The sequence below is a fragment of the Cellulomonas cellasea genome (assembly GCF_006538745.1).
GTDB classification, from domain to species: domain Bacteria; phylum Actinomycetota; class Actinomycetes; order Actinomycetales; family Cellulomonadaceae; genus Cellulomonas_A; species Cellulomonas_A cellasea.
The window spans coordinates 176498-194979 of sequence record NZ_BJLR01000017.1 but is presented as its reverse complement, the minus strand read 5'-3'; the positions used below and the strand labels follow the sequence as shown (position 1 = coordinate 194979).

Below are 18482 nucleotides of genomic sequence, written 5' to 3'. Positions count from 1 at the left end.
CACCGTCGCCCCGGCACTCTACGACCTTGCGTCAAGGAGCCTCGACGCGCGAGGTAGCGGCGTGCCGCACGACCAGGAGGACCGCGAACGCGAGCGCGCTCACGGCGACCACCCCGAGCACCGCGCCCGCGTACGCGGTCAGCAGGTCGGCGCGCGCCTCGAGCTCGCCTGCCCGGACCCAGGTGCGCCGCAGCGACAGCGCGGACGGGACGGCGGCCGCGATCCCCGCGATCCCGAGCAGCAGCGCCCCGGTCCGGGAGCCGGCGACCGACGATCGCGGGCTCCGCGCGATCGCGATCTCGCCGGTCGCGGTCCGCGGGGAGTCGCCGGGGACGCCGGGGTGGCGCGCGACGAGCACGCAGGTGACGCAGCTCCAGAACAGCACGACGAGCACCGCCGCCATGACGTCGCTCGGCCGGTGCCACTGCCCGACGAGCGTCGAGACGCCCGTCGCCGCGGTGTACCCCGCGCCGAGCGCCGCGGCCCACGGCCGGACCCGGGGCGGGACGACGAGCACGAGGACCGCCGAGACGGAGGCGGCGGCGGTCGTGTGCCCGCTCGGCAGCGCGTTCATCCCCGGCCCGGGGACCCCGAGGTCGGGGCGGTCGGTGACGACCCGCTTGATGAGCTGGGTCGTGATGTTCGAGCCGGCGACGAGCACGACGACCTGGATGGCGAGCGCCCACCGCCGGCGGAACACCGCGATGAGCATCGCCGTGACGAGCACGAGCGCGATGTAGCTGACGGAGACCACGTCGAGCACCGGCTCGGCGACGGTCCACAGCGCGCCCTGCCCGTACTCGGCGCCGCGCAGCACGGCCTCCTCGGTCCACTGGCCGGCCCAGGTGTCGACGAAGACGCGCCACGTCGCGACGACGCCGAGCAGCGCGACGACCGCGACGAGGACGCCGGGCAGGCTGCTCGAGCGGCGGGGACCGCGGGGCACGTCGCTCGGGGCGCGGCCGAGGGGCCGCTCTCGGGGTGGGCTCGCACTGGGCACGGCCCCACGGTAGGCGACGTCCGGCGCCCTCGTGCGCCGGGGAGCGCCCGGGCGGCCCGAGCCCACAGCACGTTCACAGGCTCCCGTCAGAGAGGGCACAGGCAGCCCGCGCACGCTGGGGCCCATGACGCTCACGACGCCCCGGCGCGACCCCCTGACCCGTGCCGACGGGACCGCCGTGCGCGCGCTCGTCGTCGACGACGAGCCCCTGCTCGCGGAGCTGCTCTCGACGGCGCTGCGCTACGAGGGCTGGCAGGTCGAGTCCGCGCTGACGGGGCAGGCGGCGGTCGCGGACGCGCGCCGGCTCGAGCCCGACGTGATCGTGCTCGACATCATGCTGCCCGACGTCTCGGGCCTCGAGGTGCTACGCCGCATCCGCACGTCGCACCCGTACGTGCCCGTGCTGTTCCTCACCGCGAAGGACGCCGTCGAGGACCGTGTCGCCGGGCTGACCGCGGGCGGCGACGACTACGTGACGAAGCCGTTCAGCCTCGAGGAGGTCGTGGCCCGGCTGCGCGCGCTCCTGCGCCGCGCGGGGGCGGTCGACCAGCGCGAGGAGGCCGTGCTCGTCGTCGGCGACCTGCTCCTCGACGAGGACAGCCACGAGGTCTCTCGGGCGGGCCGTGACGTCCGGCTCACCGCGACGGAGTTCGAGCTGCTCCGCTACTTCATGCGCAACCCGCGGCGCGTGCTGTCCAAGGCGCAGATCCTCGACCGCGTGTGGCAGTACGACTTCGGCGGCCAGGCCAACATCGTCGAGCTCTACGTCTCCTACCTGCGGCGCAAGATCGACGCCGGGCACGAGCCGATGATCCACACGCTGCGCGGCGCCGGGTACGTGCTCAAGCCGGCCCCGTGACGGGGCTGAGCCCGGGTCTCGAACCCCCGCTCCGGGCCCGCAGAGGACGTGGGTAACCTCTCGCCCGTGCACGGACCCACCGAGGTGACGACCGACCGGCTCCGGCTGACCGCGACGACCACGTCGGAGCTCGCGGAGCTGCACGCGCTGCACGCGGACCCGGCGGTCTGGACCCACTTCCCCTCGGGCCGGTACGTCGAGCTCGCCACGACGGAGGCGCTCGTGCACCGGATCGCCTCGGCGTGGCAGGAGCACGGGCTCGACTACTGGACCGCCCGGCGCCGCGACGACGCGGCCGCAGGGATCGTCGGGATCGGCGGGTGCAGCCTGCGCGCCGGCCTCGCGTGGAACCTCTACTACCGTCTCGCGCCGACGGCGTGGGGGCGGGGCTACGCCCGGGAGCTCGTCGGGGCGGCGCTCGAGGCCGCGGAGCACGTGCGCCCGGAGCTCCCCGTGGTCGCGTACCTGCTCGAGCACAACGAGGCGTCGCGCCGCACCGCGGAGCGCGCCGGGCTCACGCTGGCCTGGCGCGGCCCGGACGCCGGGAACCCCGACCCCGCGGCGGTGCGGCTCGTGTACGCCGACCGTCCGCTGTCGCGCGAGGCCCTCCGGGCGTTCGTCGACGCCTGACCCGGGGGCCGTTGACGGACTGCCGCCGCCGGACGCCGGACGCCTGAACCGATTCGTCCCGACCGGGACCTCGCTATCGCGGACTTTCTTCGGTAACTTCACAAAGCCTCGTTCGCGAGGCCGCACCGTGCGTGCGCGCGGTGCGGTGACCACCTGGAGGTTCAATGAGGAACCCGACCCTGGCGCGCCGCGGGCGCGCCCTGACGGCAGCGGTCGCCGCCGCAGCCGTCGGAGGTCTGACGGCGACGCTCCCGGCCCAGGCCGCACCCGTCGCGCCGACCGCCCCCGTCGCGGAGACCGCGACCATCGTCGACCCCGGGGCCACCCCCGAGACCCGGTCGCTCTTCTCGTTCCTGCGTGACGTGCGCGGCGAGGGCATCCTGTTCGGCCACCAGCACACGACGTCGTTCGGCGTCACGGTCGGCGACCCGCCCGACGGCACGCGCTCCGACGTCGAGGCCGCCGTCGGCGACTTCCCGGCCGTCTTCGGGTGGGACACGCTCATCCTCGAGGGCCGCGAGAAGCCCGGCGTCCTCGGCGCCCCCGTCGAGCAGAACATCGCGGTGTTCGCCGACTACATGGAGAAGGCGCACGCGTTCGGCGGCATCAACACCATCAGCGCGCACATGAACAACTTCGTCACCGGCAACGACTTCTACGACACCGAGGGCAACACGGTCACGGCGATCCTGCCGGGCGGCCCGAAGCACGCGGAGCTCAACGCGTACCTCGACAACATCGCCGCGGTCGCGGACCAGACGCGCGACGCCGAGGGCGACCTCATCCCGATCATCTTCCGGCCGTGGCACGAGAACGCCGGCTCGTGGTTCTGGTGGGGCGCGGCGCACGCGACCCCCGGCGAGTTCGTCGAGCTCTGGCGGTACACCGTCGAGTACCTGCGCGACACCAAGGGCGTGAGCAACTTCCTCTACGCCTACTCCCCAGGCGGCAGCTTCGGCGGCGTCGACGACGTGTACATGCGCACGTACCCCGGCGACGCGTACGTCGACATCCTCGGCTACGACAACTACGACGGCAGCACCACGGCCGACAGCAGCGCGTGGCTCAACGGCGTCGTCCAGGACCTCGCGATGATCGCGGACATCGCCGACGCCAAGGGCAAGATCTCGGCGTTCACGGAGTTCGGCCCGACGGGCGGCAAGCTGCGCGCCAACGGCGAGGGCGTCAACCTGACCTGGTTCACGGACCTGCTCGACGCGATCGAGGCGGACCCGAAGGCGTCGCGCAGCGCGTACATGCCGACGTGGGCGAACTTCGACCCGCTGCGCCCCGCGATCCCCTACCCCGCGACGGGCGACCTGCCCCCGCACGAGATGCTGCCGGACTTCCAGGCGTTCGAGGCCGACCCGTTCAGCTTCTTCGCGGACGACCTCGACCTCGCGGACGTCTACGGGCGGACCGTCGAGACCACCGAGCACGCGCCGTTCGCGCACGTCGTGACCCCGGCGGCCGGCCAGCGGATCACCGCCTCCCCCGCCGTCGTGCGGGCGAAGCTCGTGGGCGGCGAGGCGACCGCCGCGTGGTTCACGGTCGACGACGACGCCACGCGCCACGCGCTCGCGCTCGACGACGACGGCTACCTCTCGGCGGCGTGGACGCTCACGCCCGAGCAGCTCGACAACAGCACGCACACCGTGCACGTGACGGTCGAGGTCGCGGGCTCCGAGCCGCTGACCGCGAGCTCGACGGTCATCCTCGGCGCGCGCCCGGTGCTCGCGCCCGGCGTGGTCGACGACTTCGAGGGCTACGGCGACGACGAGGCCCTGCGCGCCGAGTTCTCGACCGCGGGCGTCAACACGATCTCGCTCGAGACCGGTGAGGTCGGCGGCGGCGAGAAGGCGCTCCGGCTCGACTACGACTTCACGTCGCAGACGTACACCGGGATCATCAAGAAGTTCTCGGGCGACTGGACGCGGTTCTCCGAGCTGTCGATCTGGGTCCGCCCCGACGGCTCCGACAACCGGATGGTCCTCCAGCTCGTCGCCGACGGCGTGTCGTTCGAGGCCTACCCGTCGCTCGCCGGGACGGACGCGCAGGTCGTCACGATCCCGTTCGAGGACTGGCGCCCGGCCCCGTGGGACACGTCCAACGCGGACCGGCGGCTCACGCACGACGAGCTCGCGAAGATCACGCAGTTCAACGTGTACGTCAACGAGGAGCCGGCCGCCGGCGTGAGGTCCGGCAGCATCGTGTTCGACGAGATCCGCGCGACCGGCGTGGCGTCGTCCGGCTTCACGGACGTCGATGCGAACCACCCGTACTTCGCGGAGATCGCCTGGGCCGAGCGGGCCGGGATCGCGACGGGCTGGCCCGACGGCACCTACCGGCCCTCGGCCAAGGTGACGCGCGAGACGCTCGCGACGTTCCTGCACGCGCTCGTCGACCCGGAGTTCACCGCCCCGGAGACGCCCACCTTCGCGGACGTCCCGGCGACGCACCCGGCGTACGAGGCGATCGAGTGGCTCGCGTCGACCGGGTACCTGCGCGGCGACGGGTACACCAAGTTCCGTCCCGGCAGCACCGTCGCCCGCCAGACCGTCGCGGCCGTGCTCTACGCGCTGCGCGGCACCGGCGAGGTCCCCGAGCCCGGCACCCAGACGTTCAAGGACGTCCGGCCGACGCGCGCGGAGTGGGCGGCGATCGAGTGGGCGGCGAGCACCGGGATCATGCCCGGGTACCCGTACGGCACGTTCAAGCCGACCGGGAACGTGAACCGGGGCGAGCTCGCGGCGTTCCTCCACCGCTACGCCCGCCTGCCCGAGCCGCCCGTGGAGTCGGTCCCGCTGTTCGACTTCGAGGACGGCGCCCAGGGCTGGACCGGCGCCGGACCCGTCGCGGCGGACGCGGGGCGGATCGCCGTCACGAGCCCGGCCGGCGGCGGCTGGTTCGGGGTCGACGCGGCGCTCCCCGACCTCACCGGGCGCACCGAGATCCGGATGGACGTCGTCGAGACCGCCGGCGTCAACCCGAAGCTCGCGCTCAAGCTCGGCGGGAGCTGGCAGTGGTGCGAGACGGCCGAGGCCGGGTGGACCTCGGAGCCGCGGACCGGCGAGGACGCGCTCGTCTTCGACCTGACGACGCTCACCGCCGAGTGCGCGGCGATGCTCGACGACGTGCGCGGCTTCAACGTCTACCTCAACGAGGGCGGGCACGTCCTCGACACCGTCGAGGCCCGCTGACCCTCGTCGCCCCGTACGCCCGCGAGGGCGCGCTCCGCACGTCCGCCGGGGCGTCGGTCCGCACAGGACCGGCGCCCCGGCCGTGCGCGGGGACGCGGCGCCCGCGCGGCGGGACAGACCGGCCGGTGCCCGTTCCGTCAGAGCGGGAACGCCGCGTACACGTCCCGGACCTGCGCGACGGGAGCGGTCGCCCGGAAGACCGTCGTGCCGTTCGACCAGAGCGCGACGCCCGTGCCGTCGCCCGCGTCGACGATCGTGAACGTGCCGACCGGCTGGCCGTCCACGACGACCTCGCCGGTCTGCGGGAGGGGCGCGGGCGCCGTCGTCGCGCCGGGCGTCGGGCTCGCGGACGCGTCCGCGGGGATGCCGGCGGGCAGCGCGGCGGCGAGCGTCGCGACCTGCGCCGCGGCCTCCTGGGGCGTCTCCCACTGGCCGGACTGCACGACGACCTGGGCCGACCCGCCGTCCGTGTAGGTCTCGGTGTAGGCCTCGAGCGCGCCGGCCGCGAGCCACGCGTCCTCGGGGCCCGACGCCGCGAGCGCGTACTGGAGCACCGAGAGCGGGAGCGCCACGGCGAACGCCGTCGTCGAGGTGCGGGCCACGGGCTGCGCGGTCGGCGTGGGCGACGCGAGCGTCACGGTCTCCGCGGCGGGCGCGGGCGCCGCCTCGTCGTCGCCGCCGGTGAGGACCGCGATCAGGACTCCCACGAGGACGAGCACCGCCACGACGGCGCCGCCGATCAGGAGCAGCTTCCGGCGGCGCGCGTCGGCGTCGGCCGGGGCGTCCGGCGCGGGGTCGTTCGGGCCCAGGCGACCCTCCGCCTGCGGCAGCGGTGCGCCCGGGGTGCCGGCCTCGGCGCGGCCCGGGGTGGGCGAGGCCGAGCCGGTGGACGACGGCGGGGGCTGCGGCAGGTTGCGCCGCTGCTCGCCGCTGGGTCCGGTGGTGCTCATGGGCGTCTCCCCTGCTGCGCGATCGGCCCCGCGGCGTCGCGCAGGTCGGTTCGCACGGCAGCCTACTGGCGGGGCCGGCACGCCCAGCGCACCGCTGCTCCGCCGGGGTGGCGGTCCGGCGGAGGGCCGGCGGCGCGTCGGGCGGGCGTGTGGGCGGCGGCGTCTAGCGTGCCCGCATGACCTCCTCGACCGTCCGGCGCACCGCGTCCGGCTCCGCCGGCACGTCGACCACCGGACGCTCCGCACGCGCGACGCGGCCCGGGTACCGCTGCGCGGAGTGCGGCTGGACCACCGCGAAGTGGGCCGGGCGCTGCGGGGAGTGCCAGGCGTGGGGCAGCGTCACCGAGGACGCCGGACCGGGCGGGGGCGCGCCGCGCACGTCGGTCGTCGCCCCGACGCGCAACCCCGCGCGGCCCATCGCGGAGATCGACGTCGAGGCGAGCCGCGCGCGGCCGACCGGGGTCGACGAGCTCGACCGCGTGCTCGGCGGCGGGCTCGTCCCTGGCGCCGTCGTGCTGCTCGCCGGGGAGCCGGGCGTGGGCAAGTCGACCCTGCTGCTCGACGTCGCCTCCCGCGTCGCGCGCGGCACCGAGGGACCGGCCGCCGGCGGCGGGCCCGCGGGGCGCCGGGTCCTCTACGTGACGGGCGAGGAGTCCGCCGGGCAGGTGCGGCTGCGTGCCGAGCGGATCGGCGCGCTCGACCCCGGCCTGCTGCTCGCTGCGGAGACGGACCTCGGCACGGTCCTCGGGCACATCGAGCACGTCGCGCCCGACCTGCTCGTGCTCGACTCGGTGCAGACAATCGCCTCCGCGGCGGTCGAGGGCACCGCGGGCGGCGTGAGCCAGGTCCGGGAGGTCGCGGCGGCGCTCATCGCGGCCGCGAAGGAGCGGGACCTGCCGGTCGTGCTCGTCGGCCACGTGACCAAGGACGGCTCGGTCGCCGGCCCGCGCACGCTCGAGCACCTCGTCGACGTGGTGTGCCAGTTCGAGGGCGACCGCCACTCACGCCTGCGCCTGCTGCGCGCGACCAAGAACCGCTTCGGCCCGACGGACGAGGTCGGCTGCTTCGACCTGTCGGAGTCGGGCATCGTCGGGCTCGCCGACCCGAGCGGGTTGTTCGTCTCGCACGAGCGCCACCACGTGCCGGGCACGTGCGTGACCGTGACGCTCGAGGGCCGCCGGCCGCTCGCGACCGAGATCCAGGCGCTCGTCGCCCCGAGCATGCTCGCCAACCCGCGCCGGACCACGAGCGGCGTCGACGCGAGCCGGCTCGCGATGGTCCTCGCGGTGCTCCAGCGGCGCGTCGGCGCGCGGCTCGCCGACCAGGACGTGTACGTCTCGACCGTCGGGGGTGCGCGGGTCGTCGAACCGTCCGCGGACCTCGCGCTGGCCCTCGCGACCGCGAGCTCCCGGGAGAACGTCGCGCTGCCGCGGGGGCTCGTCGCGCTCGGCGAGGTGGGCCTCGCGGGCGAGCTGCGCCCGGTCACCGGGGTGCTGCGCCGGCTGTCCGAGGCGGCCCGGCTCGGCTTCGCGCGCGCGGTCGTCCCGGCCGGGTCCATCGAGCCCGGGACCGCGCCCGCGGGCATCGAGCTGCTCGAGGTCGCGGACCTCGCGGAGGCCGTCCGCGCGACCGGCGTCGCCGGCGACCGCCGCACGTGAGCCTGCAGGAGGTCCACCACCCGGCGCCCGTGGGCCCGCGCACCGGGGCGGCGACGCCCGCCGTCACCCGTCCGGACGCACCCGGCCCACGCGTGGCCTTCACCTCGTCACCACCCAGGCCGCGTAGGATCGCGCGCGTGCCCACCACTCCCGCGCCGGACGACCTCCTGCGGACCACGCTCGCCGCGGTCGCGCCCGGAGGGGAGCTGCGCGACGGGCTCGAGCGCATCCTGCGCGGACGCACGGACGCGCTGATCGTCCTGGGTCACGACGCGACCGTCGAGTCGATCTGCTCGGGCGGCTTCGTGCTGGACGTCGAGTTCTCCTCGACCCGCCTGCGCGAGCTCGCGAAGATGGACGGCGCGATCGTCGTCGACCACGACGTCTCGCACATCGTGCGCGCCGCGGTCCAGCTCCTGCCCGACTCGACCATCGAGACCACCGAGTCCGGCACCCGCCACCGCACCGCCGAGCGCGTCGCGAAGCAGACGGGCTTCCCCGTCATCTCGGTCTCGGCGTCGATGCGCATCGTCGCGCTCTACGTCGGCGGACTGCGGCACGTGCTCGAGGACTCCAACACGATCCTGTCCCGCGCCAACCAGGCGCTCGCGACCCTCGAGCGCTACAAGTCGCGCCTCGACGAGGTCAGCGGCACGCTCTCGGCGCTCGAGATCGAGGACCTCGTGACGGTGCGGGACGTCTCCGCCGTCGTGCAGCGCCTCGAGATGGTCCGCCGCATCTCCGAGGAGATCGAGGGCTACGTCGTCGAGCTCGGCACCGACGGCCGCCTGCTCGCCCTCCAGCTCGACGAGCTGACCGGCGGCATCGGCTCCGACCGCGAGCTCGTCACGCGCGACTACATCGACCTGCGCAAGGACCGCGACGAGGCCGGGGTCCAGGCTGCGCTCGCCGACCTCGACTCGACCGAGCTCCTCGACCTCGCGCACATCGCGCGCGTGCTCGGGCTCCCGGGCGGCGGGGACACGCTGGACGCCGCGGTCGGCCCGCGCGGCTACCGGCTCCTGTCCAAGGTCCCGCGCCTGCCCGTGGCGATCGTCGACCGGCTCGTCGGGCACTTCGGCGGCCTGCAGAAGCTCCTCGCGGCCGGCATCGACGACCTCATGACGGTCGACGGGGTCGGCGAGCAGCGCGCCCGGGCCGTGCGCGAGGGGCTCTCGCGCCTCGCCGAGTCGAGCATCCTCGAGCGCTACGTCTGACCTGCGCGCCACTCCAGCACGAGCACCACGGGCGCAGGGGCGAGCGGGCCAGGCGTGAGCGCCGCGGTCACACCAGCACGAGCACCACAGGAGCCGGAGCCAGCGGGCCCGGCGTGAGCGCCGCGGTCACTCCCGCCCGAGCACCACAGGAGCCGGAGCCGGCGGGCCCAGCGTGAGCGCCGCGGTCACTCCAGCACGAACACCACGGGGGCCGGGGCGAGCGGGCCGAGCGTGAGCGCCGCCGAGTAGGTGCCCGGCTGGGCCGCGGGCTGGTCGGCCGGGCAACCCTCCGCCGAGCGCACGCGCGGCCACTGGACCTGGGTGGCGTCCGGGGTCCCCGGCGAGATCAGGATCTCGCGGACCTGGGTCTCCGGGGCTGCGCAGTCGCGGCTCGACCAGATGCGATCCGCCCCGGACGTGACGACGAGCTCGCGCTGCGCCTCGCCCACGTCGATGAGGCACGGCTCCTCGCCCTCGTTCGAGAGCGTGACGGTGAGGTTCGGCAGCGCACCGGCGGCGTAGCTGGTGCCGTCGGCGGTGAGGGTCAGGCCGAGGGTCTGCGGGTCGCACGCTCGCGTGCCGGGGTCCTCGTCCTCCGCGGGCTCGGTCGCGTCGGTCGCGGGCGCCGCGTCCTGGCCGGCGCCGGCTCCGTCGTCGGGCGACGAGCCGCCCCGCCCCACGAGCACCCACACGACGACCGCGACGAGCACGAGCGGGATGCCGACCACCACGAGCCGCCGGAACCAGTACACGCGCGCGGGGAGCGGCCCCGCCGGCCTGAGCACACCCATGGGCCAACCCCTCCGTCTGGCGCGCACCCGGCGAGCGGAGTGGGAGTCCGTCGGGACGCGGTGCCCCCACGGTACCGACGGAACCTGCGCGCGCCGCCGAGCGCACCCGGCAGGTCGCGAACCGGACAAACCCGGAGCACGACGGTGCCGGCCGCTCGCCCTGCGAGCGGGCGTGGCGCCGGGGCTCGCGTCCGGGCGCAGCCGCCGCGGCCGGCCGGCCGGCCGCAGTCCCCGTCGCCGGCCGTCCGGGCGCAGCCGCCGTGGCCGGTCCTCCGGGTCCGGCCGCCACGACGCCGACTCCGGACGGCGTGGCCGGCGCCCGGAGCCCGGGCCCGTGCTCGCGCGACGTGCGTCCCGGGCGGGTCGCCGGCCGGGAGAGGATGTCCGCGTGACCCACGACCCCGGCCTGCCGCTGGTCCCGCGGGTGATCGACTGGTTCGCCGAGAACGCGCGCGACCTGCCGTGGCGTTCGCCGGACCGGACGGCGTGGGGCGTCCTCGTGAGCGAGGTCATGCTCCAGCAGACCCCGGTGGTGCGCGTCGAGCCGGCGTGGCGCGCGTGGATGGCCGCGTGGCCCGAGCCGGCGGACCTCGCGGCGGCGAGCACCGCGGACGTGCTGCGCGCGTGGGACCGGCTCGGGTACCCGCGGCGGGCGCTGCGGCTCCAGGAGTGCGCCCGCACGATCGTCGAGCGGCACGGCGGCAGAGTCCCGACCGAGGAGGCCGAGCTGCTCGCGCTCCCCGGCGTCGGCAGCTACACGGCCGCCGCGGTGCGGGCGTTCGCGTACGGGCGCCGGTCGGTCGTGCTCGACACGAACGTCCGGCGGGTGCTCGCGCGCACCGCGGCCGGCGCCGCGCTCCCCGGCCCGTCGCAGACCGTCGCCGAGGTGCGCCTCGCCGAGTCGCTCGTGCCCGCCGACGACGCGACCGCCGCACGCTGGGCGGCCGCGTCGATGGAGCTCGGCGCGCTCGTGTGCACCGCGCGGAGCCCGCGCTGCGACGCGTGCCCCGTCGCCGACCTGTGCGTGTGGCGGACGGCCGGCTACCCGCCCGACGTGCACGCCAGCCGCCGCCGCACGCAGGGGTTCGCGGGGACGGACCGGCAGGTGCGCGGGCGGGTCATGGCGCTGCTGCGGTCGGCGCTCGAGCCCGTCCCGCTCGACGAGGTCGAGGCCGCGTGGCCGGACCGCGCGCAGCTCACGCGCTGCGTCGACGGCCTCGTGACGGACGGGCTGGTGACGGTCGTGCCGCACCCGGGCGGCCCGGACGCGGGGCCCCCGACCTACCGCCTCCCGCACTGACCGGCGCCGCCGCCGGGGTCCCGCGGCTCAGTCGAGCTCGATCAGCATCCGGGTGTTGCCGAGCGTGTTCGGCTTGACCCGCGCGAGGTCGAGGAACTCCGCGACGCCGTCGTCGTGCGAGCGCAGCAGCTCGGCGTAGACGTCGGGCGTCACGGGCGTCCCCTCGATCACGTGGAAGCCGTGCGCGGTGAAGAAGTCGACCTCGAACGTCAGGCAGAACAGCCGCCGCAGCCCGAGCTCGCGGGCCCGCTCGACGAGCGCGTCGAGCAGCCCGTGCCCGACGCCGCGCCCGCGCCACGTCCGGTCGACGGCGAGCGTGCGGATCTCGGCGAGGTCCTGCCACATGACGTGCAGCGCCCCGCACCCGACGACGGTCGCCGCCTCCCCAGGCGCCCGCGCCTCGCCGGAGTCCGCGCCGTCAGCACCGCCCGCGCCGTCGACCGCCGCCGCGACGAGGAACTCCTGCACCGCCTCGTAGTACCCGACCCACTCCTTGGCCAGCAGGATCCGCTCGGAGGCGTACGGCTCGACGAGCTCGCGGATCGCCCGGACGTCGGCGGGGCGCGCGGGGCGCACGTGGAAGGCAGGCTCGGTCACGCGCCCCAACCTAGCGAGGCGACACAGGGCGGCCCCGGCGACCGACCCGGGCGGCCCCGGCCAGGTGACGCCATCCGGCCCCGCAGGGCGACGCTGGACGGCCCGGGCGGGGCGCCCCGACGTCTCACGTGCGGACGCGCCGTGCCGATGTGCGTGGGTGCAGTGTCCCGCGCTGCCGGTCGACGCCGTCCGGCTGCTCCCGCCGAGCGCACAGAGGTCCCATGGTCCACGTCGGTGTGCTGACGCCCATCACCGGGGGGTTCTACTACGGCGACGTCGTGGCGAACGTGACGCAGGCCGTCGCCGCAGCGGGCGGGCACGTGACCCTCGTCCAGACGATCGACGCGGGCCGGTCGCGGCAGAAGCTGCCCCCGGCCCCGGACGTCCCGCACATCGGCTGGGACTCCTTCGACGGGATCGTCGCGATCGCCCAGGCCGCGAGCGCGTCGTCGCTGCGCTCCGCGATCGCGTCGGGGACGCCGGTCGTCACCGTCGGCAGCGAGATCGACCTCGACGCGGCGCAGGTCGTCGCGGACAACCGGGACGTCGTCCGCGGCGCCGTGGGGCACCTCGTGGAGCACGGGCACCGGCGCATCGCGTTCGTCGGCAACCTCTCGCAGTCGGACACGAACGCGCGGTACGAGGGGTTCCGCGCGGGGGTCGCGGCGCACGGGCTCGGCGGCGGGGCGACCCTCGTGACGACGGTCGACCACGTCGAGGCCGGGGGCCGGCTCGCGGCCGACGCGGTGCTGGCGACCGGGGTGACCGCGGTGGTCACGGGGACCGACCGGATCGCGCTCGGCCTCGCCGCGGCCCTGCGCGAGCGCGGCGTGCGGATCCCGGACGACCTCGCGGTGATCGGGTACGACGACGTCGAGGAGGGCTGGTGGCACGACCCGCCGCTGACGACGGTGCACCAGGCCATCGGCACGCTCGGCACGCGCGCGGCGGAGCTCCTGCTCGCCGAGCTGCGGGGCGAGCCGGACCACGGGATGCACGTCGTCGGGTCGACGTTCGTCGCCCGGGAGACGTGCGGGTGCCCCGCGGGTGCGGGCGGGTCGGCCGAGCTCGGGATCGCCGGCGCGGACGAGCTCGTCGCCGTGGTCCTGCGGCACCTCGAGGAGCACGCCGGCCCGGGTGACGAGCCCGACGCCCTCGCGCGCCTCGACGCGGTCCTCGCCGCGACGGTCGCGCGCCTGTACCCGTCCCCGCCGCCGCCCGAGGCGATGCTGAGCTTCTCCGAGACGGTCGTCGACCGGTTCTCGGTGCTCGCGGCGGACGCCGCGGGACGGGGCGACCCGACCGCGGACCTGCTGCGGCCAGCGGGGGCCCGGACGATGCTCGCGCTGCGCGACCACGAGCGCGGCGTGACGCTCGAGCGCACCGAGCGGCTCGCGTCGTCGATCGTCGAGCAGTACGACGTCGGCATCGAGGTCCTGAGCACGTCCTCGGGCGACCCGGAGCAGCTCGCGTGGCTCACCAAGGCGTCGGCCCGGGTCGCGTGCCTCGCGCTGTGGGAGGGCGACCCGGCGGACGGCGTTCTGCACGTGACGGGCGTGTTCGACCCGGAGGGCCGGCTCGACGAGGCGCCGTCCGGCACGCTGCGCATCGAGGACTTCCCGCCGCGGGCGCTCGTCGAGCAGGCCGACGCCGGGCTCGGCGACGTGCTCTACGTCGTCCCGGTCCGCGGCGTCAACGGCGACCACGGCTTCCTGTGCGTGCTCGGTGCGTGCGAGCGGGGCTCGCGCTCCGACCCGGCGACGTACGCGCACTGGGCGACGACCCACAACCACTGGGCCGCGGTGCTCGCCGTCGCGCTCAAGCAGAAGGCGCTCCTCGGGCACCTCGGACGCAGCGAGGAGCGGTACTCGCTCGCCGCGAGCGCCGCGAAGGACGGCCTGTGGGAGTGGGAGGCCGGCCTCGGGCACGTCTACGTGTCGGAGCGGTGCCGGGAGCTGCTCGGCGTCGCGGACGACGCCGCGGTCACGCTCGACACGTGGGTCGCCCTCGCGCATCCCCTGGACACCGACCGGGTGGCCGCCGAGCTCGGGCGCGCGGTCGACGAGCCGGGGGTCCCGGTCGAGGTCGAGTACCGCGTCACGGGGGCGGACGGCGCGACGCGCTGGGTGCTCACGCGCTGCCTCGCGGTCGCGTCCGAGGGTGTGGTGCAGCGCGTCGTCGGCTCGGTGTCGGACATCCAGACCCGCAAGGACCTCGAGGACCAGCTCCGCCAGGAGGCTCTCTACGACAACGTCACCGGGCTGCCGAACCGCCGGCTCTTCGTCGACCGGCTCGACGCCGCGCTGCGCCACCAGGACCGGGCGGAGGCCGCCGGGTTCGCGGTGCTGTTCTTCGACCTCGACGGGCAGTGGATCTGCGGCGTCCCGCAGAGGGTCTACTCGAAGCTCGGCTACGGCGTGAACCGCGACATCGCGGTCGAGAACGAGGTCACCGCGCTCGTCGACTACGGCGACGGCGTGACCGGCACGTTCGTGACCTGCACGTACGACATCGCGGGCACCGACCGGTTCGAGATCCTCGGCGACCAGGGGAAGATCGTCGTCGAGGACAGCAAGCGGGCCGTCGTGACCCGCCTGCGCAAGCCCGAGGCCGAGCTCAGCGCGGGCATGGACATGGCCGACGTCATGCGGCTGTTCACCGGCGAGGTCGACCTCGACACCCTGTACACGCAGGAGACCATCGAGCTCGAGTCCCCGTTCGGCCAGCAGCACGCCGACGTGCTCGAGAACTTCGCGCGGAACGTCCTCGACGGCACCCCGCTCGTCGCGCCGGGGGCGGACGGCATCCACGGGGTCCGGCTCGCCAACGCGATCCACCTGTCGAGCTGGCTCGACCAGGAGGTCGCGCTCGACCTCGACGAGCGGCAGTACCTCGACCTGCTCAACGAGCGGATCCGCGAGGAGGGCCTGTTCCCCGTGCGCGAGGTGTGACGGGCTCGTGGGTGCCGCGACCGGGGCGCGGGCGGCGCCGGGCCGTGGGCGGTACGGGGCCGTGGACGACGCCGCGGCGCGGGTGTGGACGCGGGCCGCAGTGTCGCCCACGGCTCGTAGGGTGGTCCCCGTGAACCCGGGCCCCGCCACGTACGACGACGTCCCGCCGTACGACCCGGCGTACGACGACGCGCCCCCGTACGACCCCGCCTACGACGACGGGCCGCCCGACGACGCGCACCTCGCCGCGCCGCCGGCCGGTCCGCGCTCGTCCGCCCCGGGCCGCCGCACGTCGTCCGCCCGCTCGACGGCACCGACGAGCCCCCCCGCCGCGCCCTCCGCGCCGCCCGCCCGGCCCCCGGCCGCGGCCACCGCCCCGCCGCCGCGCCCGGCCCGTGCCGACGGCCCCGCGCCGACGCCCGGCAAGGTGCTGCGCACCGTGTTCGGGTACGACAGCTTCCGTGGCGACCAGGCCGAGATCATCGACACCGTGGTCTCCGGCGGCGACGCGCTCGTCCTCATGCCGACCGGCGGCGGCAAGTCGCTGTGCTACCAGGTGCCCGCGCTCGTGCGCCCGGGCACCGGCGTCGTGATCTCCCCGCTCATCGCGCTCATGCAGGACCAGGTCGACGCGCTCGCCGCCGCCGGGGTCCGCGCCGACTTCCTCAACTCGACGCAGGACGTGGCCGCCCGCCGCCGCGTCGAGCGCGAGCTGCTCGACGGCGAGCTCGACCTGCTCTACCTCGCCCCCGAGCGCCTGCGCGTCCCGGACACGCTCGAGCTGCTCGGCCGCGCCGACCTCGCGCTGTTCGCGATCGACGAGGCGCACTGCGTGTCCCAGTGGGGCCACGACTTCCGGCCCGACTACCTCCAGCTCTCCGTGCTGCACGAGCGCTGGCCCGACGTCCCCCGCATCGCGCTGACCGCGACGGCGACCGAGACCACGCACGCGGAGATCGCCCAGCGCCTCCAGCTCACCGAGGCCCGGCACTTCGTGGCGAGCTTCGACCGGCCCAACATCCAGTACCGGATCGTCCCCAAGGACAACCCCCGCGCCCAGCTCCTCGACCTGCTGCGCACCGAGCACCCCGGCGACGCGGGCATCGTCTACTGCCTCTCGCGCGCGTCGGTCGAGCAGACCGCGCAACACCTCGTCGACAACGGCATTCCCGCGCTGCCGTACCACGCGGGGCTCGACTCCCGGGTGCGCGCCGCCAACCAGGCGCGGTTCCTGCGCGAGGACGGCCTCGTCATGGTCGCGACCATCGCGTTCGGGATGGGCATCGACAAGCCCGACGTGCGCTTCGTCGCGCACCTCGACCTGCCCAAGTCCGTCGAGGGGTACTACCAGGAGACCGGGCGGGCCGGGCGCGACGGGCTGCCGTCGACCGCGTGGCTCGCGTACGGGCTGCAGGACGTCGTGCAGCAGCGCCGCATGATCGACACCTCCGAGGGCGACGCCGCGCACCGGCGCCGGCTCGGGGCGCACCTCGACGCGATGCTCGCGCTGTGCGAGACCGTCGAGTGCCGGCGCGTGCAGCTCCTCGCGTACTTCGGCCAGGCCAGCACCGCGTGCGGCAACTGCGACACGTGCCTGACGCCGCCGGAGTCGTGGGACGGCACCGTGCCCGCGCAGAAGCTGCTCTCGACGGTCGTGCGCCTCGAGCGCGAGCGCGGTCAGCGGTACGGCGCCGGGCACCTCGTCGACATCCTGCTCGGCAAGGCGACGCCGCGCGTGACGCAGCTCGGGCACGCGTCGCTCAGCACGTTCGGCCTCGGCACCGACCTCTCGGACACCGAGTGGCGCGGCGTCGTCCGCCAACTCCTCGCCCAGGGGCTGCTCGGCGTCGACTCCGACGGGTACGGCACCCTGCGGCTCACCCCCGCGAGCGCCGAGGTGCTCACGGGGGCCCGCCCGGTGCGGCTGCGGCGGGAGGCACCGCGGACCGCGCGCGCCGCCCGGTCCTCGCGGCGCACCGCCTCGACCGCCGCGGTCGCCGAGCTCGACCAGAGCGCGGCCGCCGTCTTCGAGAAGCTGCGGGCGTGGCGCGCCGCGACCGCCAAGGAGCAGGGCGTCCCGGCGTACGTCGTCTTCCACGACGCGACGCTGCGGGAGATCGCGACGAGCGTGCCGGGTGACCTCGACGCGCTCGGGACCGTCAGCGGCGTCGGCGTGACCAAGCGCGACAAGTACGGCCCGGGGCTGCTCGCCGCGCTGCACGGCTGAGCCCGTGGGGGCGATCCTCACGGCGCTCAGCACGATGGGCGCGATCGTCGCGCTCGGCTGGGTGCTCGGCCGCCGCGGGACCCTCGGGCCGGCCGCCCCGGCGGTGCTCGCGCGCGTGGTGTTCGCCGTGGCGACGCCGTGCCTCCTGCTCGTCACCGTCGCGCACGCGGACCTGCACCTCCTGCTCTCGCGCGCCGCGCTCGTCACGGCGCTGAGCACCACGACGGTGGTCCTGGTCGCGGTCGCCGTTCTGCGCGGGCTCTGGCACCGGCCCGCCGCCGACGTCACGGTCGCGACCCTCGCGTCGTCCTACGTCAACGCGGGCAACCTCGGGCTGCCGCTCGCGGTGTACCTGCTCGGGGACGCGGTCGCCGTGGTCCCGTCGCTGCTCTACCAGCTGCTCGTGCTCGCCCCGGTCGCGTTCGCGGTGCTCGACGCCCGTGCGCCGCGCGAACCCGGTCCGGCCCCGACCGCCGAGCCGCCCGCGGCGCCCGACGGCCCGCAGCGACCACCGACCGCCCCGGGCGTCCCGCCCGACGCCCCGCCGACCGTCTCTCCCGTGCCGGGGCGGAGACCGCGCCGCGGCGCGCTCGTGCTGCGCGCCGTCCTGCTCCGGACCCTGCGCAACCCGATCATCGTCGGCGCGCTCGCGGGGCTGCTGCTCGCGGCGCTGCCGTGGAGCCCGCCCGAGGTGCTGCTCGGGCCGTTCGCGATCGTCGGTGCGGCCGCCGCACCGCTCGCGCTGCTCACGTTCGGGATGTCGCTCGCGGTCCCCCGCACGGTCGACGCCCGGCCGGTGCGGCGCGAGCTCGTGCTCGTGGTGGCGCTGCGCTCGCTCGTGCACCCGCTGCTCGCGGGCGGCATCGGCGCGGCGCTCGGGCTCGAGGGCGCGGCGCTGCTCGGGGTCACCGCGATGGCGGCGCTGCCGACCGCGCAGAACGTGCTCGTGTACGCGATCCAGTACGGCCGGCAGCAGCCGCTCGCGCGCGACGCCGGCCTCGTCACGACGGTCCTCGCGGTGCCCGTCCTGCTCGGCATCACCGCCGTCCTGGGCTGACCCCCGCAGCCCCACGCCGGCCGTGCACCACGGAGGATCGTCACC

Annotated in this window: 13 protein-coding genes; 9 read left to right on the top strand and 4 right to left on the bottom strand. The window is 75.7% G+C overall.

Translation table 11 applies throughout. The features are described from left to right. Positions 1 to 31 precede the first annotated feature (31 nt). Positions 32 to 1000 carry a phosphatase PAP2 family protein gene (locus CCE01nite_RS09715; RefSeq protein ID WP_034631509.1) on the bottom strand — a complete coding sequence of 323 codons (969 nt, stop codon included), beginning with the start codon at positions 998 to 1000 and terminating at the stop codon, positions 32 to 34. Positions 1001 to 1124: 124 nt separating this feature from the next. On the opposite strand from CCE01nite_RS09715, the gene CCE01nite_RS09710 reads away from it, so the two are divergent. From CCE01nite_RS09710 to CCE01nite_RS09700, 3 genes are all read left to right on the top strand, one after another. Next, positions 1125 to 1859, top strand: a complete 735-nt coding sequence (locus CCE01nite_RS09710; protein ID WP_034631513.1) for a response regulator transcription factor — start codon at positions 1125 to 1127, stop codon at positions 1857 to 1859. A 66-nt stretch (positions 1860 to 1925) separates the two neighbouring features. Further along, complete coding sequence (locus CCE01nite_RS09705) at positions 1926 to 2489, top strand: GNAT family N-acetyltransferase (RefSeq protein ID WP_052104233.1); 564 nt, start codon at positions 1926 to 1928, stop codon at positions 2487 to 2489. A 164-nt stretch (positions 2490 to 2653) separates the two neighbouring features. Beyond that, positions 2654 to 5689, top strand: coding sequence for a glycosyl hydrolase (locus tag CCE01nite_RS09700; protein WP_052104234.1), 3036 nt, complete (start codon positions 2654 to 2656; stop codon positions 5687 to 5689). Positions 5690 to 5826: 137 nt separating this feature from the next. On the opposite strand, the gene CCE01nite_RS09695 is transcribed toward CCE01nite_RS09700, so the two are convergent. Further along, on the bottom strand, positions 5827 to 6639 hold the full coding sequence (locus CCE01nite_RS09695; protein WP_034631516.1) for a hypothetical protein: 813 nt from the start codon (positions 6637 to 6639) through the stop codon (positions 5827 to 5829). A gap of 176 nt (positions 6640 to 6815) precedes the next feature. Here CCE01nite_RS09695 and radA point away from each other — a divergent pair, with 176 nt between their 5' ends. Both radA and disA read left to right on the top strand, forming a co-directional pair. Further along, complete coding sequence (gene radA, locus CCE01nite_RS09690; RefSeq protein WP_034631520.1) at positions 6816 to 8297, top strand: DNA repair protein RadA; 1482 nt, start codon at positions 6816 to 6818, stop codon at positions 8295 to 8297. 137 nt (positions 8298 to 8434) lie between these two features. Beyond that, complete coding sequence (gene disA / locus CCE01nite_RS09685) at positions 8435 to 9514, top strand: DNA integrity scanning diadenylate cyclase DisA (RefSeq protein WP_034631524.1); 1080 nt, start codon at positions 8435 to 8437, stop codon at positions 9512 to 9514. A gap of 185 nt (positions 9515 to 9699) precedes the next feature. Here the strand turns inward: disA and CCE01nite_RS09680 are convergent, their stop codons facing one another. Next, positions 9700 to 10305, bottom strand: a complete 606-nt coding sequence (locus CCE01nite_RS09680) for a hypothetical protein (RefSeq protein WP_052104235.1) — start codon at positions 10303 to 10305, stop codon at positions 9700 to 9702. Between the two features lie 388 nt (positions 10306 to 10693). On the opposite strand from CCE01nite_RS09680, the gene CCE01nite_RS09675 reads away from it, so the two are divergent. Continuing rightward, positions 10694 to 11605: an iron-sulfur binding domain-containing protein gene (locus tag CCE01nite_RS09675; protein ID WP_174774687.1), complete on the top strand. Its 912-nt coding sequence runs from the start codon at positions 10694 to 10696 to the stop codon at positions 11603 to 11605. A 27-nt stretch (positions 11606 to 11632) separates the two neighbouring features. Here the strand turns inward: CCE01nite_RS09675 and CCE01nite_RS09670 are convergent, their stop codons facing one another. Further along, the gene (locus CCE01nite_RS09670) at positions 11633 to 12202 is read right to left on the bottom strand and encodes an amino-acid N-acetyltransferase (RefSeq protein ID WP_141372251.1); all 570 of its coding nucleotides are present in this window, start codon (positions 12200 to 12202) and stop codon (positions 11633 to 11635) included. Between the two features lie 221 nt (positions 12203 to 12423). On the opposite strand from CCE01nite_RS09670, the gene CCE01nite_RS21315 reads away from it, so the two are divergent. The 3 genes from CCE01nite_RS21315 to CCE01nite_RS09645 all read left to right on the top strand — a co-directional run bounded on the left by CCE01nite_RS21315 (position 12424) and on the right by CCE01nite_RS09645 (position 18437). Next, positions 12424 to 15153, top strand: coding sequence for a substrate-binding domain-containing protein (locus CCE01nite_RS21315; protein WP_170223962.1), 2730 nt, complete (start codon positions 12424 to 12426; stop codon positions 15151 to 15153). 121 nt (positions 15154 to 15274) lie between these two features. Continuing rightward, positions 15275 to 17380: a DNA helicase RecQ gene (recQ, locus tag CCE01nite_RS09650; RefSeq protein ID WP_371861027.1), complete on the top strand. Its 2106-nt coding sequence runs from the start codon at positions 15275 to 15277 to the stop codon at positions 17378 to 17380. A 4-nt stretch (positions 17381 to 17384) separates the two neighbouring features. Next, on the top strand, positions 17385 to 18437 hold the full coding sequence (locus CCE01nite_RS09645) for an AEC family transporter (protein ID WP_034631578.1): 1053 nt from the start codon (positions 17385 to 17387) through the stop codon (positions 18435 to 18437). The last annotated feature ends 45 nt before the right edge of the window (positions 18438 to 18482 follow it).

Coding starts and splice junctions, on each gene's coding strand:
- CCE01nite_RS09680 (WP_052104235.1), bottom strand. CDS start 10,305: ATGGGTGTGCTCAGGCCGGCGGGGCCGCTCCCCGCGCGCGTGTACTGG.
- radA (WP_034631520.1), top strand. CDS start 6,816: ATGACCTCCTCGACCGTCCGGCGCACCGCGTCCGGCTCCGCCGGCACG.
- CCE01nite_RS09710 (WP_034631513.1), top strand. CDS start 1,125: ATGACGCTCACGACGCCCCGGCGCGACCCCCTGACCCGTGCCGACGGG.
- CCE01nite_RS09700 (WP_052104234.1), top strand. CDS start 2,654: ATGAGGAACCCGACCCTGGCGCGCCGCGGGCGCGCCCTGACGGCAGCG.
- CCE01nite_RS09695 (WP_034631516.1), bottom strand. CDS start 6,639: ATGAGCACCACCGGACCCAGCGGCGAGCAGCGGCGCAACCTGCCGCAG.
- CCE01nite_RS21315 (WP_170223962.1), top strand. CDS start 12,424: ATGGTCCACGTCGGTGTGCTGACGCCCATCACCGGGGGGTTCTACTAC.